General features: G+C 52.7%; 22 protein-coding genes. 11 read left to right on the top strand and 11 right to left on the bottom strand.

The annotated features are described in order from the left end of the window. Window positions 1–80: 80 nt before the first annotated feature. Window positions 81–731 (top strand): tellurite resistance TerB family protein, encoded by a 651-nt coding sequence (locus tag ACMGG3_RS09310; protein ID WP_014170628.1) that lies wholly within the window; start codon window positions 81–83, stop codon window positions 729–731. An 85-nt stretch (window positions 732–816) separates the two neighbouring features. Beyond that, the gene (gene ptrB / locus ACMGG3_RS09305) at window positions 817–2,877 is read left to right on the top strand and encodes an oligopeptidase B (RefSeq protein ID WP_032678427.1); all 2,061 of its coding nucleotides are present in this window, start codon (window positions 817–819) and stop codon (window positions 2,875–2,877) included. Here the strand turns inward: ptrB and exoX are convergent. From exoX to ACMGG3_RS09290, 3 genes are all read right to left on the bottom strand, one after another. Then, window positions 2,874–3,536: an exodeoxyribonuclease X gene (gene exoX, locus ACMGG3_RS09300; protein ID WP_014170626.1), complete on the bottom strand. Its 663-nt coding sequence runs from the start codon at window positions 3,534–3,536 to the stop codon at window positions 2,874–2,876. The genes ptrB and exoX overlap by 4 nt on opposite strands. 24 nt (window positions 3,537–3,560) lie before the next feature. Further along, window positions 3,561–4,211 (bottom strand): carbon-nitrogen hydrolase family protein, encoded by a 651-nt coding sequence (locus ACMGG3_RS09295; RefSeq protein WP_073396013.1) that lies wholly within the window; start codon window positions 4,209–4,211, stop codon window positions 3,561–3,563. Window positions 4,212–4,320: 109 nt separating this feature from the next. Further along, window positions 4,321–4,551, bottom strand: coding sequence for a DNA polymerase III subunit theta (locus ACMGG3_RS09290; RefSeq protein WP_013096102.1), 231 nt, complete (start codon window positions 4,549–4,551; stop codon window positions 4,321–4,323). A gap of 137 nt (window positions 4,552–4,688) precedes the next feature. Here ACMGG3_RS09290 and yobA point away from each other — a divergent pair, with 137 nt between their 5' ends. The 3 genes from yobA to ACMGG3_RS09275 are packed head-to-tail and all read left to right on the top strand — an operon-like array spanning window position 4,689 to window position 6,286. Further along, the gene (yobA, locus tag ACMGG3_RS09285; RefSeq protein ID WP_414149809.1) at window positions 4,689–5,060 is read left to right on the top strand and encodes a CopC domain-containing protein YobA; all 372 of its coding nucleotides are present in this window, start codon (window positions 4,689–4,691) and stop codon (window positions 5,058–5,060) included. A gap of 1 nt (window position 5,061) precedes the next feature. After that, window positions 5,062–5,931 (top strand): copper homeostasis membrane protein CopD, encoded by an 870-nt coding sequence (gene copD / locus ACMGG3_RS09280; protein ID WP_032678425.1) that lies wholly within the window; start codon window positions 5,062–5,064, stop codon window positions 5,929–5,931. Between the two features lie 16 nt (window positions 5,932–5,947). Further along, window positions 5,948–6,286, top strand: a complete 339-nt coding sequence (locus ACMGG3_RS09275) for a YebY family protein (protein WP_014170622.1) — start codon at window positions 5,948–5,950, stop codon at window positions 6,284–6,286. 689 nt (window positions 6,287–6,975) lie between these two features. On the opposite strand, the gene ACMGG3_RS09270 is transcribed toward ACMGG3_RS09275, so the two are convergent. From ACMGG3_RS09270 to ACMGG3_RS09260, 3 genes are all read right to left on the bottom strand, one after another. Further along, a complete protein-coding gene (locus tag ACMGG3_RS09270; protein WP_041162981.1) occupies window positions 6,976–7,842 on the bottom strand; it encodes a benzoate transporter in 867 nt (288 codons plus the stop codon). 65 nt (window positions 7,843–7,907) lie between these two features. Then, entirely contained in the window at window positions 7,908–8,111 is a 204-nt protein-coding gene (locus tag ACMGG3_RS09265; RefSeq protein WP_237765318.1) for a hypothetical protein, read from the bottom strand. A gap of 551 nt (window positions 8,112–8,662) precedes the next feature. Further along, window positions 8,663–9,604 (bottom strand): VirK/YbjX family protein, encoded by a 942-nt coding sequence (locus ACMGG3_RS09260; RefSeq protein ID WP_014170619.1) that lies wholly within the window; start codon window positions 9,602–9,604, stop codon window positions 8,663–8,665. Between the two features lie 167 nt (window positions 9,605–9,771). On the opposite strand from ACMGG3_RS09260, the gene pphA reads away from it, so the two are divergent. After that, window positions 9,772–10,416 carry a protein-serine/threonine phosphatase gene (pphA, locus tag ACMGG3_RS09255; RefSeq protein WP_181216027.1) on the top strand — a complete coding sequence of 215 codons (645 nt, stop codon included), beginning with the start codon at window positions 9,772–9,774 and terminating at the stop codon, window positions 10,414–10,416. A 34-nt stretch (window positions 10,417–10,450) separates the two neighbouring features. Here pphA and ACMGG3_RS09250 read toward each other — a convergent pair whose 3' ends face one another. The 4 genes from ACMGG3_RS09250 to yebS all read right to left on the bottom strand — a co-directional run bounded on the left by ACMGG3_RS09250 (window position 10,451) and on the right by yebS (window position 16,200). Continuing rightward, window positions 10,451–10,690, bottom strand: coding sequence for a YebV family protein (locus ACMGG3_RS09250; RefSeq protein ID WP_020883412.1), 240 nt, complete (start codon window positions 10,688–10,690; stop codon window positions 10,451–10,453). Between the two features lie 105 nt (window positions 10,691–10,795). Continuing rightward, entirely contained in the window at window positions 10,796–12,238 is a 1,443-nt protein-coding gene (gene rsmF / locus ACMGG3_RS09245) for a 16S rRNA (cytosine(1407)-C(5))-methyltransferase RsmF (RefSeq protein WP_414149808.1), read from the bottom strand. Window positions 12,239–12,314: 76 nt separating this feature from the next. Continuing rightward, window positions 12,315–14,948, bottom strand: a complete 2,634-nt coding sequence (locus tag ACMGG3_RS09240; RefSeq protein WP_020883414.1) for a PqiB family protein — start codon at window positions 14,946–14,948, stop codon at window positions 12,315–12,317. After that, the gene (yebS, locus tag ACMGG3_RS09235; RefSeq protein WP_414149807.1) at window positions 14,917–16,200 is read right to left on the bottom strand and encodes a membrane integrity lipid transport subunit YebS; all 1,284 of its coding nucleotides are present in this window, start codon (window positions 16,198–16,200) and stop codon (window positions 14,917–14,919) included. Before yebS ends, ACMGG3_RS09240 begins: the two co-directional genes overlap by 32 nt. Before the next feature lie 132 nt (window positions 16,201–16,332). Between yebS and ACMGG3_RS09230 the strand changes: the two genes are divergently transcribed. The 4 genes from ACMGG3_RS09230 to htpX all read left to right on the top strand — a co-directional run bounded on the left by ACMGG3_RS09230 (window position 16,333) and on the right by htpX (window position 20,756). After that, window positions 16,333–16,830, top strand: a complete 498-nt coding sequence (locus tag ACMGG3_RS09230) for a GAF domain-containing protein (protein ID WP_014170613.1) — start codon at window positions 16,333–16,335, stop codon at window positions 16,828–16,830. A gap of 96 nt (window positions 16,831–16,926) precedes the next feature. Further along, entirely contained in the window at window positions 16,927–17,613 is a 687-nt protein-coding gene (gene proQ, locus ACMGG3_RS09225; protein WP_032680784.1) for an RNA chaperone ProQ, read from the top strand. 19 nt (window positions 17,614–17,632) lie between these two features. Next, window positions 17,633–19,681 carry a carboxy terminal-processing peptidase gene (prc, locus tag ACMGG3_RS09220; RefSeq protein ID WP_020883416.1) on the top strand — a complete coding sequence of 683 codons (2,049 nt, stop codon included), beginning with the start codon at window positions 17,633–17,635 and terminating at the stop codon, window positions 19,679–19,681. A 193-nt stretch (window positions 19,682–19,874) separates the two neighbouring features. Beyond that, window positions 19,875–20,756: a protease HtpX gene (gene htpX, locus ACMGG3_RS09215; RefSeq protein ID WP_014170610.1), complete on the top strand. Its 882-nt coding sequence runs from the start codon at window positions 19,875–19,877 to the stop codon at window positions 20,754–20,756. 48 nt (window positions 20,757–20,804) lie between these two features. Here the strand turns inward: htpX and ACMGG3_RS09210 are convergent, their stop codons facing one another. Continuing rightward, window positions 20,805–22,178: an MFS transporter gene (locus ACMGG3_RS09210; RefSeq protein ID WP_414149806.1), complete on the bottom strand. Its 1,374-nt coding sequence runs from the start codon at window positions 22,176–22,178 to the stop codon at window positions 20,805–20,807. Between the two features lie 178 nt (window positions 22,179–22,356). Between ACMGG3_RS09210 and kdgR the strand changes: the two genes are divergently transcribed. Continuing rightward, window positions 22,357–23,148: a DNA-binding transcriptional regulator KdgR gene (gene kdgR / locus ACMGG3_RS09205; RefSeq protein ID WP_014170608.1), complete on the top strand. Its 792-nt coding sequence runs from the start codon at window positions 22,357–22,359 to the stop codon at window positions 23,146–23,148. Window positions 23,149–23,164: the final 16 nt, after the last annotated feature.

Raw genomic sequence — 23,164 nt, 5'->3', positions numbered from 1 at the left:
CTTCTTTAGCCGTGGCAGACATTTCCTGACGCCTGCTCGCTTACGCTGGGAGACATATTCACCGTTAAGTGAGGGAAACCATGTCAGGCTGGCTAAATCAATTGCAATCCATGTTGGGACAGAAAACGTCGTCATCCGGCGAGCAGGGGCTGAGTAAACTCCTGGTACCGGGGGCGCTTGGCGGGCTGGCTGGACTGCTGGTTGCCAATAAATCCTCGCGTAAGTTACTGGCAAAGTATGGTACCGGCGCGCTGCTGGCGGGCGGCGGCGCTATTGCGGGTACCGTACTGTGGAACAAATACAAGGACAGAGTGCGGACCGCGCACAGCGACGAACCCCACTTTGGTGAGCAGACCTCGCCGCTGGATCTGCGTACCGAACGGCTCATCCTGGCGCTGGTGTTCGCGGCGAAAAGCGACGGGCACATTGATGACCAGGAACGATCGGCGATTGAGCAGCAACTGCGCGAAGCCGGTGTCGAAGAAAAGGGCAGAGCGCTGGTGGCGCAGGCCATCGAACAGCCACTCGAACCGCAGCGTCTGGCGCAAAGCGTGAAAAATGAGGAAGAGGCGCTTGAGCTCTATTTTCTGAGCTGTGCCGCCATCGATATCGATCACTTTATGGAGCGCAGCTATCTCAATGCGCTGGGTGATGCCCTGAAGATCCCACAAGATGTCCGGGACGGGATCGAGAAGGATATTCAGGAGCAAAAACGGGCGTTACAGGGCTAACTGCCACCGTCGCAGCCATGTTTCGCTTGCATCATGCGTGGGTTTTGCCAACCTTATAGGGTGTAAAACTCAAAAGAATGATGACATGCCACCGAAAGCCCGACGTACTCCTTATGCGATCACCACGCATGGCGATACGCGTATAGACAATTATTACTGGCTGCGGGACGACTCCCGTTCCCGGCCAGAAGTGCTCGACTACCTGCACGAGGAAAACGACTATGGCCGCAAGGTCATGTCCAGCCAGCAGGCGTTGCAGGACCAGCTGTTAAATGAAATGGTGCAGCGTATCCCCCAGCGCGATATTTCCGCGCCCTGGACCAAAAATGGCTATCGATATCGCCATATCTACGAACCTGGCAACGAGTATCCCATCTACCAGCGACAGTCGGTGTTATGCGCCGAATGGGATGAGTGGGACATCCTGCTGGATGCCAACCAGCGCGCCGCCCACAGCGAGTTTTATACCCTCGGCGGCATGTCCATCTCCCCCGATAACACCATTATGGCGCTGGCGGAGGATTACCTCTCCCGTCGTCAGTACGGTTTGCGTTTTCGCAACCTGGAAACCGGTAACTGGTATCCGGAAATGCTGGATAACGTTTCGCCGGACTTTGTCTGGGCGAATGATTCCGAAACGGTCTACTACGTCAAAAAGCATGCCTCCACGTTGCTGCCTTACCAGGTGTGGCGCCATACCGTTGGGACGGATTCTGCTGACGACGAACTGGTTTACGAAGAGAAAGACGAAACGTTTTATGTCAGCCTGCACAAAACCTCGTCCCGCCACTATGTGATTATCTTCCTGGCCAGCGCCACAACCTCTGAAGTTCTGCTTCTGGACGCCGAACTACCCGATGCGCAGCCGCTATGCTTCCTGCCGCGGCGCAAAGATCATGAATACAGCCTCGATCACTTCCAGCACAGCTTTTACCTGCGCTCTAATCGGGAGGGTAAAAACTTTGGCCTCTACAAAACCAAAGTACGCGATGAACGTAAGTGGGAAGTGTTAATCCCCGCCCGGGAGCAGGTGATGCTCGAAGGGTTTACGCTGTTCACCGACTGGCTGGTGGTTGAGGAGCGCCAGCGGGGGCTGACCAGCCTGCGGCAAATTAACCGCAAAACGCGGGAAGTGATCGGGATTGCGTTTGACGACCCGGCCTATGTTACGTGGATAGGGTTTAATCCTGAGCCGGAATCGTCGCGTCTGCGCTACGGCTACTCGTCTATGACCACGCCCGATACGCTCTTTGAGCTGGATATGGACACCGGGCAACGTCAGGTGCTTAAACAGTCCGAAGTTAAAGGGTTCGATTCCGACAACTACCGAAGCGAACACCTGTGGGTTACCGCCCGCGATGGCGTCGAGGTGCCGGTCTCGCTTGTTTATCATCGGGCGCATTTCCAGAAAGGTAAGAATCCGATTCTGGTTTACGGCTACGGCTCCTACGGCTCAAGCATGGACGCTGATTTCAGCAGCAGCCGGTTAAGTCTGCTGGATCGCGGTTTTGTGTTCGCCATTGCGCATGTTCGCGGCGGCGGGGAGTTGGGACAGCACTGGTATGAAGACGGGAAATTCCTGAAAAAGAAAAATACTTTCAATGATTATCTCGACGTCTGCGATGCGTTGATTGAGCAGGGCTATGGCGATCCTGGGCTTTGCTTTGGTATGGGCGGCAGCGCGGGAGGATTATTGATGGGGGCCGTCATCAATCAGCGTCCCGAACGCTTTAAAGGGATTATTGCGCAGGTGCCGTTTGTCGATGTGGTAACGACCATGCTGGATGAATCCATCCCGCTGACGACCGGAGAGTTTGAAGAGTGGGGCAACCCGCAGGATGAGATCTACTATCGCTACATGAAAGAGTACAGCCCATACGACAATGTGGAAGCGAAAGCGTATCCGCACATGCTGGTGACCACCGGATTGCACGATTCACAGGTGCAATACTGGGAGCCTGCAAAATGGGTGGCGAAACTGCGGGAACTGAAAACCGACGACAACCTGCTGCTGCTGTGCACGGATATGGACTCCGGTCACGGCGGGAAATCGGGACGATTTAAATCTTACGAAGGCGTGGCACTGGAGTATGCGTTTTTGATTGGCCTGGCGCAGGAGACGCTGCCAGGCCGTGCGGAGCGTTAAGCTTCGCCAAGATAGTGCTTAAGCGTTAAACGCAGTTCCGGGCTCATCTTATCGAGGTTGTTATAGAGCCAGCGCAGATAGCCCGGATCTTTATCCGCAATATCGGAAACCGCCCGACCGCGGTATTTGCCAAAGGTGAAGGTAGTCAGCAACGCCGGACGCCCGGTAATGGTCGCCATATCATCAGGGGTCCAGCCGGAGTTATTCATAATATCAATGAGTAACGCGGCGGTGATGTAGCAGTCATACAGGGCGCGGTGATGGTGCAGACCCTCCGGCGTTCTGACGCTCAGCTTACGGGATTTGTACAACGCCATATTGCTGTACTTAATCCCAGGCCAGAGACGACGCGCCAATTTCATCGTGCAAATCCATTCTCCGGGCATGTCGGGGAGCACCCGGCGGTCAAAACTGGCGTTGTGCGCGACGTACCACGGGCTACCGTAATAGTGGGGTATCACCTCTTCTATCCACGGTTTGTCCGCCACCATCGATTCTGTAATGCGATGAATAGCCATTGCCTGCGGGCTGATCGGGCGATCGGGACGTACCAGATGGCTCATTGGGTTGACTATTTTTCCATCAATCACGTCGACAGAAGCCACTTCCACTATTCCGCCCTGAAGATCGCAGGTTTCGGTATCGATGACGCGCAGCATTGAACTCTCCTGAGCCTAAAACGCCTAGCCTAAAGGAATGATATCGCCTTGCCAACCCTGTCTGCCAAGAGATCCGGTCAATAGCAGTTCACCTTTGTCCGCGCGGACGATCAGCTGACCTTTTTCATCCCATAACGCGCTGCCGCCGCGTGCGTTCGCCATTAACACCGCAATGGCATATTTGTGTGCGAATCGCTGCAGGGTACTGATGGACTGCCGCCAGCGGCTATCTCCCACTGACTGGCAGCTGGTAAACAGCGTCGCCTGCGGGTCGAGATTTGGCGAATCAGCATGTGCATCGATGATCGTCAGCTGTTTATCACCCGGGATCAGGCTTGCACCGCGACCCTGAGGGTAGCGCAGGATGTTATGGCGAGAAGGGGTAAACAGGGCAAGGCCTTTCTGACGATGGCCATTCACGTCGAGCGGAAGCCCGGCAATAATAGTAATCCGGTATAATTTCGCGGCGTTTAGCAATGGGGCCAGCTGTTTATCATCGGGAGGGGCGGGGAGCGTCGTTGTCCCTGGGCCAGTTAATGAGAGCTCCGGGAATACCAGCAAATCGCACTGCTGGCGTGCCGCTTCGGCAATGAAACGGAGATGGTGCGCGACATGTTCATCTACACTGTGGTGCAGCCCGGCATACTGGGCCGCAGCAATATTCCATTGTGACATCGTGACTTCCTTTACACAGAGTCGCAGTGATTTAAGAATACACCTAATTTAATCAGGGTTTTCTTATCCTGCCATATTCCGCGTAAGGAAGTGTAACGACTCGTTAAGCTTATTTAACTTTAGGTTCGTACGGTAAACGAGAAAGGTTAACTGAGGCGAGACGATGCGCAATTAAGCGTTCGCGAAACCAGTCGCGCAGATGAGCAGGTTGCTCACGTTCAACCACTTCAGCCACGATGGGCATGTTGTAACGCTCTTTAAATGCGACGCCAGCGGCAGCGAGATCGACATTCACTTTATCCATCTCGTCCTGAGGAAGGGCGGCCAGATTGATCTTCATTACCTTCTCCTTTTTAGACGGCGGCAACGTTACCGCGATTGCTCGACGATGACAAGCAGAGGTGGGATGATCCTCGACTCGCTTATTATACAGAGTTATTCTTTGCCATACAGGCATAACAAAAAGGAATGATTGCGATGGGTTTATCCTCTTCCCGCGCGGCAGGCGCACTGGTCTTTTTGGCCTCTTGCGTGATGTCACCCTCCGTGCTGGCGCACGCTCACCTTAAACAACAGACTCCGGCAGCAGATAGCCTCGTGACGGCACCGCGCACGCTGACGCTGACGTTTTCAGAAGGTATTGAGCCCGGTTTTAGCGGTGTGGTGGTGACGGATGCACAAAAGCAGACCATCAGCACCGGTGCCGTTAAACGCGACGAGAAAGACAAGACGCAGCTGAATGTGCCGCTGGATCGCGAGTTGAAGCCCGGAACCTACCAGGTTGACTGGCATGTGGTGTCGGTAGACGGCCACAAGACAAAAGGCAGTTATCACTTTAGCGTGAAATAGCATGCTGGCGATGTGCTACGTAGGGCTGCGCTTTCTCCATTTCGGCGCGTTAATGCTTATTTTTGGCAATGCGCTGTATAGCGTCTGGTTTGCTCCTTCCTCTCTGCAACGGCTCATGTCCCGGCGTTTTCAGTCGCAGCAGAGAATGGCGGCGTTAATCAGCCTGGTGACAGCGCTCCTGATGTTTACGCTTCAGGGCGGGTTAATGGGGAATGGCTGGGGCGATGTCGTCAACCCCGACATCTGGCGTAGCGTGCTGGGCACGCAGTTTGGAAGCGTCTGGCTGTGGCAAATTATTCTCGCGGCCCTTACTGCCGGTACAGCATGGCTGGCTCCGCATAAAGGCTCACGGCTGTTACTGCTCGCCATGGGACAGTTCGTCCTGCTGGCGGGAGTAGGGCATGCGACAATGAACGAAGGCGCGGTGGGCGCATTGCAGCGTCTTAATCACGCTCTTCATGTGTTATGTGCCGCAACCTGGCTTGGCGGATTACTGCCGCTGCTGTTTTGCATGCGTCTGGCGAAAGGGCAGTGGCAGCCTGCCGCAATCTACACCATGATGCGCTTCTCACGCGTGGGGCATTACGCCGTAGCAGGCGTGGTGCTTACCGGCGTTTTCAATGCGCTGTTTATTCTGGGTATCGATATTCCCTGGCAGGCCCGTTACGTGCAATTTTTGTTGTTCAAATGTGCGCTGGTGGCTTTGATGGTGGTAATTGCGCTGGCAAATCGGTATTTTCTGGTGCCACGGTTTCGTGCGCAAAGCGGGCGAGAACAACAAATATTTATCAGAATGACACAAGCAGAAGTGGTGCTGGGTGCGCTGGTGCTGGCTACAGTCAGTCTGTTCGCGACCTGGGAACCCTTCTGACAAGGTTAACTATCCTATGAAAAAGACACTACTTTCTCTCATCTTGCTGGCCTGCACGGGGAGTGCCCTGGCCGCACCACAGGTCATTACCGTCAGCCGTTTTGAAGTGGGTAAGGACAAATGGGCGTTTAATCGTGAAGAGGTGATGCTGACCTGCCGTCCGGGGCACGCCTTGTATGCGATTAACCCAAGCACGCTGGTGCAATACCCTTTAAATGATGTCGCAGAGCAGCAGGTCGCCAGCGGCAAAAGCAGTGGACAGCCAATCAGCGTTATTCAGATTGATGATCCCGCGCATCCAGGGCAGAAGATGAGCCTGGCACCGTTTATCGAGCGTGCAGACACGCTTTGTTAATCTTCGGGTTTCCAATAAAAAACCGCAGATGCTTGCGAAAGCACTGCGGTTTTTCACTTTTAATGATGCTCATACGCTTTTTTTCCGGCCGCTTTAACTGAGGACTGGAAAACCTGGCGTCGTCATCTATTCTTAAAAGGCAAGGCGACTTAGCCTGCATTAATGCCAACTTTTAGCGCACGGCTCTCTCCCAAGAGCCATTTCCCTGGACCGAATACAGGAATCGTATTCGGTCTCTTTTTATCTATTATAAATTTCAGTCACTTACAGCGATCTGCCACCAAAGTACCCTAAAATTGTCCGAACTTGAATATTCGGTATTTCCCGTTATACCACACCGTTTTTAACATTCACAATTCATTTACACGCAAATTTAGGGATCATCACGCACTCTTTTATCCTGCATCCCATTGTGTCCATGCGACGACAATCAGTGCTGTTTGCCGCTTGAGTGTATGTCGGGACAGTGGCAATCATGGAAGAACGCTTGCAAATTTGCTTACAGGAACTGGGGTAACGGAGAGGTGTAGCACACATATGCGCGGCCATTAACCGTCAACTGTTGCGGTGCTATATTTTTTATCCGGGAAAGACTACGTTAAGGACAACCGGGAAAGGAGAGGGGGCATGGCATCAATGTTGATATAACCACAACACCCCGTTATGTTTGCTGGAAAGATATGACGTGATTAAAGGATAAAGTCTTTAAACTTATCTTTATTGTCAACGAGATAGGCTGGGAATACGGGTTTTTCTAGCGCCTGCCTAATTAGCTTCCTGTCTCTTCCCCAAATATCTTCTGCATTTTTGAGTACTTTCATAATGTGTTCTGGATTATTGAAATCAGGAGTGTTGTATTCCTGATGAGAAATAGTCGCCATCTTCTCAGAAATGCGTTCAGGGGACATTACCCACGAGAAATGCCAGCCACCATTATCGATAGTTTTATTCTTTAATTTAAAAAAGTTCCATTTAAACCACGACCAATTTTTATTTTTACGGGCATGCTTTATATTCCTGAAAGATTCAGGTTCACCATCAAAATAATTTAATAAATTTTTATATGTTGTTGCTCTCGGTAACGTGCATTTTCGGGGAGTACCATTAGTATTAAATACTTGCATATTGAACTGATAATTATAAAAATTTTGATGGATAGTCGTGCACAGATGGCGTGGGTTAATCCTGTCGATCACTGCGGGATCAAAAATTTCGTCTACATCAGAAACAAGAATGATATCGTCAGGCTGTGCGTTTACAAGCCCTTGCATAATGCTATTGCGGTGGTGCGATTCTACAGCCCAGGGATCAACTTCCTTATCAGTGGTATATTTTGCACCCGGGATTTTTGTTGGGTCCGTATCGTTTACAACATAAATGATTTTATCGGCGAAACACGTGAACTTCTCGATGTCGAAATTGAGTTTCTTTGGTTTCCCGGTAAAAGTATATGTTGATTCAACAATAACGAATTTGTCAACGACATCCGAGAGTGTGTGTAGACGGATGTCTAACAACATATCTTCATCATAATATAAAAAACAATCATAAATCATCATCAAGTCCTTAATCTTTTGCACCGATATCGCGCATTTTTCCTGTCACTTTATTTAATTCGTTTTCATTTAAAACTAAATGAGCGGCCAAAAAACATCATGTGCATCCCCATTACGCGAGGTAACTCACCACCGGTGTATTTTCGCCAGTGATTGCTTCCTGCAAGCCCGGCAAACTTTGCCATTTGGGTACCCGTAAGACCGAGCGATGACTTGAGTAGAGCAAGGTCTTCCGGCGTAGGTGAGGCATAGTTTTCAATCAGAGGCATAACACACCTGTAAAAGCCGAACGGACATAGTTGGTATCTAAATATAAGAAAATTAGGGTGGAGACAGCAATTGCATTCGTAAATCAGTATGCAATTATAATCGTATCCTAACGAAATATCAGCAAAGTTTAGACACCTCAGTAATGAATAGCAACAGCATCTCTGTGACGATGATTGTACTACCTTTCGGGAGGTGAGACCCCGTGGCAAGAGGGCACGCTTTTCATACAACGGTAGTCCCTTCAGGGTTTTTCATCAACGAACCAAAACAGAAACGGGCTTAATGTTCAGTCCGCTATTGCAAAATATCTTTGCAACAGCGGCAGAGTGGAGAGTAAATCACATTGAAAAGCGGGGCAAATGAACTGGGAGGAAGGTCAATTTTATCCCACAGATCGTCTTTTCTGGCCGGACGTAACCTCAAGGATCACTTTTTACCTATAAAAAAATACCCTTCGACCGAATAGACATCAATCGCCCGGCAAAACGGCATGCCTTTTTGCCGGTTTTGTTAAATTTTTATGCAGAGTTGAAGAAAGCTCTCAGCGCGCTTAAAAGCGTGATTTCACCTCAGCCTCAATGCAGTCAAGCAGTTCAAAGCGACGGCGATATTCCGCCCGTTTTTTACTGGCGATATCTTCCAGGGATTTACGCTCCATCTGTAACGGCAGTTGCCAGCAGAAGGGGGAGATTTTCTTACCGTCCAGACTTGCCCAGAATTCGTCATAGCTGGCGTGGAAATGACGGCCTTTGCTCAGGCGGTAACGCAGTGCGCGGAAAACGTGTCCCTCATCACCAACAGCAAAAATTGCCCGGACGGATGAATGTGCGGCCAACTGGAAAACCACTTCCATCAGCACGCGTTTTGGAAACAGGCCATGGCAGGCGCGGGTCGCCAGTTTAATGGCGTCATGCGAGACGTTGCGACGTGGCCCCTGAAGCCCACCAATCACCAGCACTCGCTGCCCGTTGCTGCGGGCGACGCTAAACGTCAGGCTTGCTAGCACGGTATTCTCGCTGTCGCGCAGCCACAGCGTGCTTTCACCTTCCCGCTCGGCTTTGCCGGCAGAGGAGGCACTCACGGTATACGTCGCGTCGTTTTTTGCCTGAAATTGCACTATCGTCTGCTCTTGCGGGCTGGTCAGCGCGTTGGCGAGGGTGATATTTTTCAGGCTATCGACCCAGTGATAATGGCTGATGATAGCGTCAGCCCGATCGCCGGCCGTCAGGCCACGCATCAGATACTGCCGATGGGTTTTACTCGGTAAGGTAATTTGAGAGGCCAGCAGACGGTCAAAATCATCACGTCCTGAGAGCGTTTCCAGCACGCGATGGGTGGAAGACCAGAACAGGAGCGAGCGCAGCAGGAACTTCAGACGATACTCGCGCTTCTGCCAGATTGGACCCGGAACGCGTTTTCCTTTCACCAGCTCGGAAATGATATTTGTGCGATGCGGATAGAACACATCGTTGTGCAGGTGCATATTAGACACGTTAAGACCTCTCGTTTAATTCATGCCTTATTCTAAAGAGTCAGCAAAAAGGGATTAATAGCGCGCGGATCTTTATTTCCATTTGGTTTACCGTTCGTTTGGCTTTGTGAATGCTGCACGTGTCAGCTGCAATTTCTGCTGCGTCTATACTTAAGCAAGGAGGTTTTATGTATCAGCGAATCGATGGTGGGAAGTGGCGGCACGTCTGGGTTGTCAGCGACATACATGGTTGTTATCAGTGGCTCATGGATGAACTGAAACGCCGGCATTTTAATCCTTATGAGGATTTGCTTATTTCCGTAGGGGATGTAATTGACCGTGGCCCTGACAGTATTAAATGTTTACAGCTCATCAATGAAAAATGGTTTCGTGCAGTACGGGGCAACCATGAACAAATGGCTATCGACAGCCTTGATAATAATGATTTTGCACTCTGGACAATGAATGGTGGAATTTGGTTTACCCGCCTTGAGCACACACAGCAGCAGCTGGCGCTGACGTTACTTAATGCGTGTCGGGAACTGCCGCACATTATTGAGATAACCTGTGCAAACGGTTTGAATGTGATTGCTCACGCTGACTATCCCGCAGCGGAATACCGCTGGCAAAAACCCGTAAGCGCCCAGCACGTACTATGGGATCGCGACCGGCTGATGGGGTTTATGGTCGGGAAAGGGCAGGGGATCGGCGGTGCGGACCATTTCTGGTTCGGACATACGCCACTTGACCGGCGGTATGATTTTAATAACCTGCACTACATTGATACCGGCGCCGTTTTCGATGGTTACTTTACGCTGGCGCAGCTTCAGTAATAAATAACCCGCCTTCGGGCGGGTTCTCTTTAGGTCAGGCAAGACGCATGACCCAGGCATCGGATTGACTATCGTAATGCTCACGGTAAAGGACTGAGTGTTCTCCATCAAGTATTGCCGGTACGCTGGTATCGGCGTCCCAGGCATCCAGTTGCATGCACAAATCCGGATCGGATTTGCAGGGAATACTTAACGTTCGTTCGCCCTGTGCTTCGCCGCGCAATTCTGCGTCGTCGATTTCGAAAGCGCCAATACGCACGCTGGTTTTCGTCATATTGCTCTCCGGGTGTGTTATCAAAATCTGGTATGACCAGTATGGGCATCCATTTTTGATCGTAGACAAGGAGAGCAAAATCGCCAGTAAAAAAATGCGCTTTTTTCAGCCGGTGCGATCGTTACCGGTAAACAATCGCCCATCACGAACCAGCTCTCGCGGATAGCTGTTTTTCAGTCGTGAGCCTACCTTTTTCGCCAGCCCTAACGGATAACCCTGATAGGTCACTACCACTTCATCATGCGATGGCGTGTTGTCCGGATATACATCACGGCCCCGGTACCACTCTTCGGCTTCCTGGTGCGTCAGGGCGAACGTATTCTCGCTGCCGGCGAGGGCGATAACAGCCTCATGCTGCCAGCGATAGCCTTTATTGTGCACTTCCGCGAGGCGGATCCCGATGCGGGAAAAACGTACCTTGCCGATAAGCGGCTCAATATTTGCCGGGAAAAGCCAAATCTCTTTATCGCGAATCCAAAGATGGCATGTGTCATCCCAGGCAAGCCCGACCTTAGCGGCGGCGGTAGTGACTTGCTCCGCCTCACGCCTTTTCATGGGGGCGAAGGGGAAATTGCCGACCTTAAACGTCGGGGCTGGCAGTGGCTCAACCGCCTGCGTTTTACGCAACCGTGCGACAAAAAAACCTTCGCAGTCATAAATCTGGGGGAAAACGTGCAGAAATCCTTCAGGCGTGACGGCTTCATTGGCTGAAGCGAACAAGCCGTTTAACGGTAGGAACTCGACGGCATCAGGGTATTGCGCCTTGAGCCACAGACAGACGTCCTCGTTCTCGTCACGGTTTAAGGTGCAGGTCGAATAAACCAATGTGCCACCGGGACGCAGGGCATGGAAGGCGCTGTCGATCAGCTCGCGCTGGGTGGCGGCAATCTCAAGGTTACTCTCCACAGACCAGTTTTTTAACGCATCAGGATCTTTACGCACCACCCCTTCGCCGGAGCAGGGCGCGTCCAGCAGGATGGCATCAAACGCTTCTGGCAGGGCTGCGCCAAATACGCGGCCATCGAAGTGCGTCAGGGCAACGTTATGGATCCCGCAGCGGCTGATGTTAGCGTGCAGAACTTTAACGCGACTGGCTGAAAACTCGTTGGCGAGAATGGCCCCGCGATTCCCCATCCTGGCGGCAATCTGCGTGGTTTTGGAGCCCGGCGCGGCAGCGACATCCATGACGCGTTCTGGCGCATTTTCATCCGTAAACAGGGCGGCAACCGGCAGCATCGAGCTGGCTTCCTGGATATAAAACAGACCACTCAGATGTTCTGCGGTACTGCCCAATGGCAACGACGCTTCGTCATCCCGTTCAATCCAAAAACCCTCTGCACACCACGGTACTGGCGTCAGTTGCCAGTTATACGGCGAGACCAGCGCCAGAAAATCGGCGACGCTTATTTTCAGCGTGTTGACGCGAATACTCCGGCGCAACGGCCGCTGACATGCGGCTATAAAATCGTCTAACGAGAGGTGAGAAGGAAGCGCCTCGCGCATCTGCGCCAGGAATTGTTCAGGAAGACATACGGAGTTTTGAGCCACGTGCACACCACAGGGAAAAGTTCAGGGGCGCAGTGTAACATAAAGGCTCCGGTGCGTTGACACCGGAGCCCTGAGATTAACGCGGCAGGGCAGTGCCCCATTCACGCCACTCTTTCGGCTCGCTTTCGAGCAGCAGGAAGTGTTTGCCCGGTTGCGCTTTCGGCGCCAGCGGCGTCCCCGGTGGTGTAGCGAAAGCAATACCGCCACGAATGAACTGGTTGAAGGTGCCGGTTTTCACCACCCCGCCCGTCAGACCGAAGTCCAGTGAATAGCCGGAGGCCAGCCAGAACACCGAGTTATTACGCACCAGGTGCTGGTAACGATCGCTGATGCGTAATGCCACCATCACGCGGTCAGAGAGCGTACCGAGCGTCAGGCCCGTCACTGTACCCACCTCAATCCCACGGAACAGCACCGGTGTGCCGATGTTCAGCGAGCCTGCTTCCGGCACTTCCACCACAATGCTCAGGCCATCCAGATAGCGAGAGTCAGTGATCGTGGCTTCCTGCAGTTCAAAGTCACGGCGAGCATTCCCTTTACCGGGTTCGACGTTGATATAAGGCTGCAGGATAGTGTCGAGGTGCTCAACGCCAGCGGCCGAAATCTGTGGCGTCACCACCGAGAAGCGGGAGCCTGAGCGGGCGAAGGTTTGAACATATTCCGGGTAGAGCACGGCGGTGGCCTGCACCTCGTTACGCGCGGTGATAAGCGTCAGCTTCTGGATCTGTCCGATATCAATACCCAGATAACGGATGGGCATCCCTTCCGCCAGCTTCCCTGCATCAAAAGCATGCAGGGTAATCTGTCCGCCAACGGCACGGGCAGCGGTTTCAGACGGGAAGAGAATACGCTTATCGCCTTTACGCAGGTTTGCACCCGCACCGCTGAGGTTATCGAAGCTGATCGCTCCGCGCAGCGCACGTGAAAGCGGGGAGGCCTGCACGGTCAGCCCGTTCCCGTTAAGCTGCACTTTCGCACCACCTTCGGCCCAGAACACGCTATTCGGGGTCAGCAACTTGCGATACTCCGGTTTGATATGCAGTTCGATATCAAACGCGTCCGCATGAGGGCGTACGGCAATCACTTCCCCGACCTCAAACTTACGGTACAGCACGACGGAGCCAGCCTGGACATCAGGAAGCGTCTCGGCGCTTAGCGTCAGTGTCGTGGTTGGGAGATCGCTCATGCTGTTTTCAATCGCTTTGTCCAGGTTGGCATACAGCGGATAACTGTCGCGCACCGGGCCTTTATTGCCCGGTAAAATGCGGATCCCACCGTTAACCCATTCGCTGGCGCTGGCACCGAGGAACTCAACGCCGTCGAGGCCTACCTTCACGTCGACGCGGCTGTTCACCACGAATTTACTGTCGCCATGCACGAGGTCGCTGTATTGCGGATCGATAGCCACCGAGAAGCTCACGCCGTTTTCAGAGAGCGTACGCTCCAGCACCTGGCCCACCTGGACGCCATGCAGAATCAGCGGCTGGCCGGCTTCGATACCGTAACTTTCAGGCGCGGTCAGTTTTACCGTTACGACGCCCGGTTTTTGCAGCAGCGCTTTATCTGCCGGCGCAACAACGAAACTGTTGCTGGGTTGACCTTCACCGGGGATCAGTTCAAACGTATTGCCGGTCAGAAGATTGCTCAGGCTGGTATCGTTCAGAGACAGTTTTGGGCTGCGCATCTCGATACGCGTTTTTTCACGCAGGAGATCAACCACGCTCGGGTCGACGGTCATCTCACCGGTCACGGAACCGCCTGGATTGAGCGTCATTTTGGTGAGCTGCCCAACCTGCAATCCCTGATACATAAGCGGTGTGGAACCCGCTTTCAGCCCTTTAGCATCGGGCAGGGCGAGTTTGACGATCACGCCGCGCTGGCTGTGCGCCAGGTCAGCATACAATCCGAAGGTGTCATCTGCCGTGGCCGGGCTGGAGTTTTCCGGAGAGTCGAAGGCAACGGCACCGTTGACCAGTGCGGCCAGGCTCTCGAGCTTCACTTTGGCACCGCTCAGGCTGAGATCGGCATCCACGCCGGAGACGTTCCAGAAACGGCTGCCTTTTTTCACCAGGTTAGTGAAGCGGCGATCGATTAACACATCAATCGTCACGCCCTGTTTATTCGGGTTGATGGCGTAATCATAAACGCGACCTACCGGAATTTTACGGTAATAAACCAGTGAGCCACTGTTGAGGGAACCCAAATCCGGTGCCTGCAGATGGATCATCAGATCGCCGTTATTCAGTCGGTATTTTGGTTGGGTATCCAGCGCAACAAAGTGATCCTGCGGTTCACCTTTACCCGGCATCATGCCGATGTAGTTACCGCCAACCAGTGCATCCAGCCCTGAAACACCCGCCAGAGAGGCCTTAGGCGTTACCAGCCAGAACTGCGTTTCGCTGCGCAGCGCATCCTGCATATCGGACTTAATGCTGGCGCGAACCTGAATTTTATTCAGCCCTTTTCCAAGGCTGATGTCCTGAACGGTACCCACCTCAACCCCCTGGAAGCGGACAGGGGTTCGCCCGGCCACAATGCCGTCGGCAGACTGGAAGTCAATGGTGATGGTGCTTCCGCGATCTTCATAGCTCGTCCAGATAAGCCAGCCTGCAATCATCAGGGCGATGACAGGCAGCAACCAGAATGGAGAAATGCGGCGTTTTGTTTTAATTCTCGCTTCAGTCGGCGAAGCGGGCGTTTCCTGACTCATGTGCATCCCAAAGTAAGCGGCTATCCAGCCATTCCACAGCAAGAATAGTCAATATCACCGCGGAGCCGAAATAAAAAGCTGCGGGTCCCATTGTAAAAGCTAATAACTGGTCGCGATTGATCAGCGACATCATCAACGAAATCACGAACAGATCCAACATCGACCAGCGGCCAATCCAGGTGACGTATCGCAAAAGCAGAATTCGGGTACGTAAACCTTGCTCACATTTGAAGTGAATACTCAGGAGCAGGGTAAACATCACCACCACTTTGGTAAACGGCACCAGAATACTGGCGATAAACACAATTGCCGCCACCCCCACGTTGCTGTGGGCGAGGGAGATGATCCCGGAGAGGATGGTATCCTCCTGGCGCCCACCATTCACGTAAATGATGGAAATCGGCAGCATATTGGCCGGGATCAAAAAGACCAGTGAGGCAATCAGCGCGGCCCAGCATTTTTGCAGACTGTTGTTGCGCCGCAGTCTCAGGGGAATATGACACCGCGGGCAACGGCCACGTGGGTCGGGCAAGCCAGTATAGTGACACCCCAGACAGACCCGGAGACTTTCATCCGGTCGCGTGGCCGGGCGCTGAGGGTAAAAGCGCTCCCAGAGCTGTTCGACGTTCAGATGAATGAGTGTGAGGATGCTGAGCAAGACGAGGCAAATAAATGCAAAGAGTCCGACCCCGGGCTGCAAGAATGCATAGTCCTGCACTTTTATGGACGCCACGCCGACGCCCACCAGGTAGATATCCAGCATGACCCACTCTTTCAGTTTGTCCAGCATCAGCAACACGGGGCGGAGATTCATCCCCAGAATGTTACCAAACCAAAGATAGGCAATGGCAGCGACCAGCACCAGCGGCGCGCCGACCGTACAGAACAGCACCATGGCGGCGGTGAGCGGGTCACCCTGGCGCGTCATCTGCCAGATCCCCTGCAGTACGTTGGCATCAATACGCACACCAAGCAGGTACAGCTTCAGCAGCGGTTCGCCCCAGGCAAACGGCATAAGAAACAGCATGGTGATGGCCATCGCGGCGAGGCGGGTCAGCGACCAGTCGCGGCCGTCGCGAATTTTAGCGTCGCAGCGGGGGCAAAAAGCACTTTCATGCGATTTCATCTTCGGCAACATAAAAAGCGTATCGCACTGCGGGCAACGCTGATAATGTGCACGAGGCAAAGCTTCGCTTACCGTATGGACAGTTATCTTTTTTGTCGGCGTAATTTTGGTTGTTTTTAAGGCCATCAGCTGCGCACAAATAAGTATTGTTGAACGTTATATTAACTCATGAACGGATTCATCTTGAGCATGAGCGCATTTAATGCTTATTTTAATAGGCTATGCGGTAATTTTGTAAGACAACTAAGTGATTGAATAATGAACAAAACAGAATTCTACGCGGATCTTAACCGCGATTTTAAGGCATTGATGGCGGGTGAGACCAGCTTCTTAGCCACTCTGGCAAATACTAGCGCATTGCTGTTTGAACGGCTATCAGACGTTAACTGGGCCGGTTTTTACCTTCTGGAAGGTGAAACGCTGGTGCTTGGCCCGTTCCAGGGGAAAATTGCCTGCGTGCGTATTCCCGTAGGACGCGGCGTTTGTGGTACAGCGGTCGCGACTAATCAGGTACAGCGCGTCGAAGACGTCCATGCGTTTGACGGACACATTGCCTGTGACGCAGCCAGCAATTCTGAAATCGTTCTGCCTCTGGTGGTAAAAAATCAGATTATTGGCGTTCTGGATATCGACAGCACGGTCTTCAGTCGCTTCACAACCGAGGACGAACAAGGGCTGCGCGAGCTGGTGGCGAACCTCGAAAACGTTCTCGCCGCAACCGATTATCAAAAATTCTTTGCGAGCGTAGCAGGATAATCAACGGATAACGTAGCATTTACTGATAGCGTCATTATAATGACGCCTGTTCATGCCTGCGCTTGTTGGCAACGTCCGTTGTAATCAGGAAATTTCATGGAAAATCAACCTAAGTTGAATAGCAGTAAAGAAGTTATCGCATTTCTGGCCGAGCGTTTCCCACAGTGCTTCAGTGCTGAAGGTGAAGCTCGTCCCCTGAAAGTCGGTATTTTTCAGGATCTGGTGGCACGCGTTGAGGGGGAAATGAACCTCAGCAAAACTCAGCTTCGTTCCGCCTTACGTCTTTATACTTCGAGCTGGCGTTACTTGTACGGTATCAAAGCGGGCGCGACGCGTGTTGATCTTGACGGCAACCCTTGTGGTGAGCTGGACGAGCAGCACGTTGAGCACGCACGTAAACAGCTGGAAGAAGCCAAAGCACGCGTTCAGGCACAACGTGCAGAACAGCAAGCGAAAAAACGCGAAGCCGCAGCGGCAAACGGCCAGGAAGAAGCGCCTCGTCGTGAGCGTAAACCACGCCCAGCGCCGCGTCGTAACGATAATAACGATCGCAAACCGCGTGCTGACAAACCAGCAGCTAAAGCCACGCGCGCCCCTCGTGAAGAGCCGCGCCATACGCCGGTTTCTGACATTAACGCCCTGAGCGTGGGTCAGGCACTGAAGGTGAAAGCGGGTAACAACGCAATGGACGCCACCGTACTGGAAATCACCAAAGATGGCGTTCGTGTACAGCTGACTTCTGGTATGTCAATGATTGTACGCGCAGAACACTTGTTGTTCTGAAACGGAGGCCAAGCCTGGCATGAACACTTTTTTTAAGCTCACCGCGTTGGCGGGCCTGTTTGCTATAACAGGCCATGCTTTCGCAGTGGACGATATCACGCGTGTTGATCAAATTCCGGTCCTCAAGGAAGAGACGCAGCACGCGACGGTGAGCGAGCGTGTGACCTCACGCTTCACTCGTTCGCACTATCGTCAGTTCGATCTCGATCAGGCCTTTTCGGCCAAAATCTTTGACCGCTATCTGAACTTGCTGGATTACAGCCATAACGTACTGCTCGCCAGCGATGTCGAGCAGTTCGCTAAGCGTAAATCCGGGGTGGGTGACGAGTTGCGTTCAGGCAAGCTGGATCTGTTCTACGATCTCTATAACCTGTCGCAAAAGCGCCGCTTTGAACGCTATCAGTATGCGCTGAAAGTGCTGGAACGTCCGATGGACTTCACCGGCAACGACACCTTTAATCTGGACCGCAGCAAAGCGCCCTGGCCGAAAGACGAAGCCGAGCTGAATGCGCTGTGGGATGGAAAAGTAAAATACGACGAGCTGAGCCTTAAGCTGACCGGCAAAGATGAAAAAGAGATCCGTGACACGCTGACGCGTCGTTACAAATTCGCTATTCGTCGTCTGGCTCAGACCAACAGTGAAGATGTTTTCTCACTGGCAATGACCGCTTTCGCTCACGAAATCGATCCGCATACCAATTATCTCTCGCCTCGCAATACCGAACAGTTTAATACCGAAATGAGCCTGTCTCTGGAAGGTATCGGTGCGGTGCTGCAGATGGACGATGATTACACCGTGATCAACTCAATGGTGGCCGGTGGCCCGGCGTCGAAAAGCAAAGCGATAAGCGTAGGCGATCGCATTGTTGGTGTGGGTCAAACCGGACAGAACATGGTCGATGTGATCGGCTGGCGTCTGGATGATGTGGTTGCGCTGATCAAAGGCCCGAAAGGCAGCAAAGTTCGCCTTGAAATTCTGCCAGCCGGTAAAGGCACCAAAACCCGTATCGTTACCCTGACGCGTGAGCGTATCCGCCTGGAAGACCGCGCGGTGAAAATGTCGGTGAAGACCGTGGGTAAAGAGAAGGTGGGTGTTCTGGATATCCCGGGCTTCTACGTCGGGCTGACTGATGATGTAAAAGTCCAGCTGCAGAAGCTTGAAAAGCAGAACGTGAGCAGCGTCATCATCGACTTGCGCAGCAACGGTGGTGGGGCGCTGACCGAAGCGGTTTCACTGTCCGGGCTGTTTATCCCGTCTGGTCCGGTGGTTCAGGTGCGCGATAACAACGGTAAAGTACGTGAAGATGCCGACAACGATGGTGTGGTCTATTACAAAGGCCCGCTGGTGGTCTTAGTCGATCGCTTCAGTGCTTCCGCGTCTGAAATCTTTGCCGCCGCTATGCAGGACTATGGCCGTGCGCTGATTGTCGGTGAGCCGACATTTGGTAAAGGTACCGTACAGCAGTATCGTTCTCTGAATCGTATCTACGATCAGATGCTGCGTCCGGAATGGCCTGCACTGGGTTCGGTTCAGTACACCATTCAGAAATTCTATCGTGTGAACGGTGGCAGTACGCAGCGTAAAGGCGTGACGCCGGATATCATGATGCCGACAGGCACGGAAGAGACTGAAACCGGCGAGAAGTTTGAAGATAACGCATTGCCGTGGGATAGCATTAACGCCGCGACCTACGTGAAAGCGGGTGATATGACGCAGTTTGGTCCTGAACTGCTGAAAGCGCACAACGATCGCATCGCCAAAGATCCGGAATTCCAGTACATCATGAAGGACATTGCTCGTTTCAATGCCCTGAAAGATAAGCGGAATATTGTTTCTCTCAACTACGCTCAGCGTGAGAAAGAGAACAACGAAGATGATGCAACGCGTCTGGCGCGTATCAACGATCGCTTCAAGCGAGAAGGTAAGCCTCTGCTTAAGAAACTGGACGATCTGCCAAAAGATTACCAGGAGCCGGATCCTTACCTCGACGAGACGGTGCATATCGCTCTTGACCTGGCGAATCAGGAAAAGGCGAAGCCCGCCGTGCAACCTGCACCGGCAAAATAATCCCCCAACAGGCACAAGAAATTGTGCCTGTTTCTTTTTGTTCCGCATTCTCCCGTCAGGCAAATTTCCAATTGTGTAAAGTTGTGTCTTTCTGGTGACTTACGCCCGATGGATGCTTGAAAATAGCCGTAATACCCATACGATGTGGGTAATCGCATAGTGCGCTTTGTTAAACTGAGGTTAAAAGAAAATTATGATGCGAATCGCGCTCTTCCTGCTCACCAACCTTGCGGTGATGGTGGTTTTCGGGCTCGTGCTAAGCCTGACAGGAATTCAGTCGAGCAGCGTTCAGGGTCTGTTGATTATGGCGCTGCTGTTTGGTTTTGGTGGCTCATTCGTTTCACTCCTGATGTCGAAATGGATGGCACTGAAATCGGTAGGTGGTGAAGTCATTGAGCAACCGCGTAACGATATGGAACAGTGGCTGATGAATACCGTGGCTCAGCAATCGCAGCAGGCGGGTATCGCCATGCCGCAGGTGGCCATTTACCACGCGCCAGATATTAACGCCTTTGCCACAGGTGCCCGTCGTGATGCGTCGCTGGTTGCCGTCAGCACCGGGTTGTTGCAGAACATGAGCCGTGACGAAGCCGAAGCGGTTATCGCTCACGAAATCAGCCATATCGCGAACGGCGACATGGTCACCATGACCCTGATCCAGGGCGTAGTGAACACCTTTGTTATCTTCATCTCCCGTATTCTGGCGCAGATCGCGGCAGGCTTTATGGGCGGGAACCGCGATGAAGGGGAAGAGAGCAACGGCAACCCGCTGATCTATTTCGCGGTTGCGACGGTACTGGAGCTGGTATTCGGTATTCTCGCCAGCATCATCACCATGTGGTTCTCCCGTCATCGTGAGTTCCACGCGGATGCTGGCTCGGCGAAACTGGTTGGCCGTGAGAAGATGATTGCCGCGCTACAGCGTCTGAAAACCAGCTATGAACCGCAGGAAGCGACCAGCATTATGGCATTCTGCATTAACGGTAAATCAAAATCGCTGAGCGAACTGTTTATGAGTCACCCGCCGCTGGATAAACGTATTGAAGCGCTGCGCAGTGGTGAATACCTGAAGTAACGCTAAGAAGAGCAATGAGCCGGGCTGGAGATATCCGCCCGGCTTTTTTTATGCCTGTACTCTGGGCTGGGTAATGCGCAGCCCGCTGATGATGGCGGCGAGGGTGGCAAGGGCGCCTGCGGTGAAAAGTGCAACGTGGTTGCCATTTTGCCCGGCAAGATTAAACATCAGCGCGACCAGGGCCGCGCCGGTGCTTTGTCCCAGCAAACGTGCGGTGCCCAACATACCGCTGGCACCACCGCTGCGATGGCGCGGCGCTGAGGTGATGATGGTGTGGTTGTTAGGCGACTGGAACAGACCGAATCCTGCACCGCACAGGATCATGCGCCAGATGATATCCAGATCGGTGGGTGATGAGGGGAGTAGTGCGAGTGCGAAGAGCCCCGTGGCCATGACGGCGAGCCCCAGCGCGCCAAGCAATCCGGCGTGGACGCGCTCAATCAAATACCCTGCCAGCGGCGCCATTACCATCGTCGCCAGTGGCCATGGCGTTAACAGCAGTCCGGTCTCGACTTCAGTACGTCCCACCACACTTTGCAGGAAGAAGGGCAGAGAGACCAGGGCCAGCATCTGAGCGCAGAATGAGCAAACAGAAGTACAAATCGAGAGAGAAAAAAGAGGAGTACGCAGCAGGTCGACAGGCAGTAAAGGGACAGGGAGCGCGAGCTGACGGCGTACAAAGAAGAAGCCAATCACCAGCAGCGCAATGAGCTCCGCGGCGGTAAGTATAAGGGACTGACCTTGTGCAAAGCCGCTCAGGGCAGTAATCAGCAGGCCAAAGGTCAGGGCATTCATCACTGCGCTGATAAGGTCAAAGCGTGGCATCGTGCTTTTGGGACCGTTCGCGGGAAGATAGCGCAGAGCAAAGAAGAGGGCCACAATACCCAGCGGTACGTTAATGGCGAATAACCACTGCCAGGACGCGACAGAGAGTATGGCCGCCGCAAGGGTTGGCCCGGCCGCAGACGAGACGGCGACAATAAACGAGTTTATCCCCATACCGCGTCCCAGATGACGCTGCGGATAGATTAAGCGGATCAACGCCGTGTTGACGCTCATCAGTGCCGCCCCCCCAAAACCCTGCGCTACGCGCGCAAGCGTCAGAGTATGCAGCGAATCAGAAAGGGCACAGAAAAGTGAAGTAAAGGTGAATACCAGCAGGCCGCATTGATACACCCGTCGGTAACCGAACATATCGCCCAGGAAAGAGAACGAGAGCAGTGAAACCACGATCGCTATCTGGTAGGCATTGACTATCCATATAGAACTGGCAGGGGAGGCATGCAGGTCGCTGGCAATGGTTGGCAGGGCAACGTTAGCGATTGCACCGTCTAGGACGGCCATTGAAATACCGATAACAATCGTGGCGATAGCGCCATACCGCTGGGGCAAAGGCAGGCCATCGGACAAGTTTTTTTCCATTAGGGATGAAAAGCTCAGTGTGAAATTATTCTCAGGGTAACTATTTTAGCATCGTTATTTCAGTTTTATGTCGCAGATTTGTAACGAAGTAAACGAGGATCGATTGCAGGTAACATGACGGGAATTTATAATAAAAACCGGTTCTGATTTTTATAAAACACTCTCTATGAGGTGGTAAATGGCAATTGCAGATTTGGATAAACAGCCAGATTCTGTTTCTTCCGTGCTGAAGGTGTTTGGCATCTTACAGGCGCTCGGAGAAGAGCGTGAAATTGGTATTACAGAGTTGTCGCAGCGTGTGATGATGTCGAAAAGCACCGTTTATCGCTTTTTGCAAACCATGAAGTCACTGGGTTACGTCGCACAGGAAGGCGAGTCTGAAAAGTATTCTCTGACGCTGAAACTGTTCGAGCTCGGGGCCCGTGCGCTGCAAAACGTGGATTTGATCCGCAGCGCAGATATCCAGATGCGTGAGATCTCTCGCCTGACCAAAGAGACTATCCACCTGGGGGCACTGGATGAAGACAGCATTGTCTACATCCATAAAATCGACTCCATGTACAACCTGCGCATGTATTCACGCATCGGTCGTCGTAATCCGCTTTACAGTACCGCGATTGGCAAAGTGTTGCTGGCGTGGCGCGATCGCGAAGAAGTGAAGCAGATCCTCGAAGGCGTGGAATATAAGCGCAGTACTGAACGCACTATTACTAGCACTGACGAGTTATTGGCCGTGCTCGACAAAGTACGTGAGCAGGGGTATGGCGAAGATAACGAAGAGCAGGAGGAAGGGCTGCGCTGTATCGGTGTGCCGGTATTTGACCGCTTTGGCGTTGTCATTGCCGGGCTGAGTATCTCTTTCCCGACCCTGCGCTTTTCTGAAGAACGTCTGCATGAGTATGTGGCGATTCTCCATACAGCCGCACGCAAGATTTCAGAACAAATGGGCTATAACGACTACCCGTTCTGATCCTTACGGGCACAAA

It is taken from the genome of Enterobacter sp. BNK-18, from assembly GCF_047456135.1.
Lineage (GTDB): Bacteria > Pseudomonadota > Gammaproteobacteria > Enterobacterales > Enterobacteriaceae > Enterobacter > Enterobacter ludwigii.
Note: the sequence above shows the minus strand (reverse complement) of the source record. Positions and strands in the feature narration are given on the sequence as shown.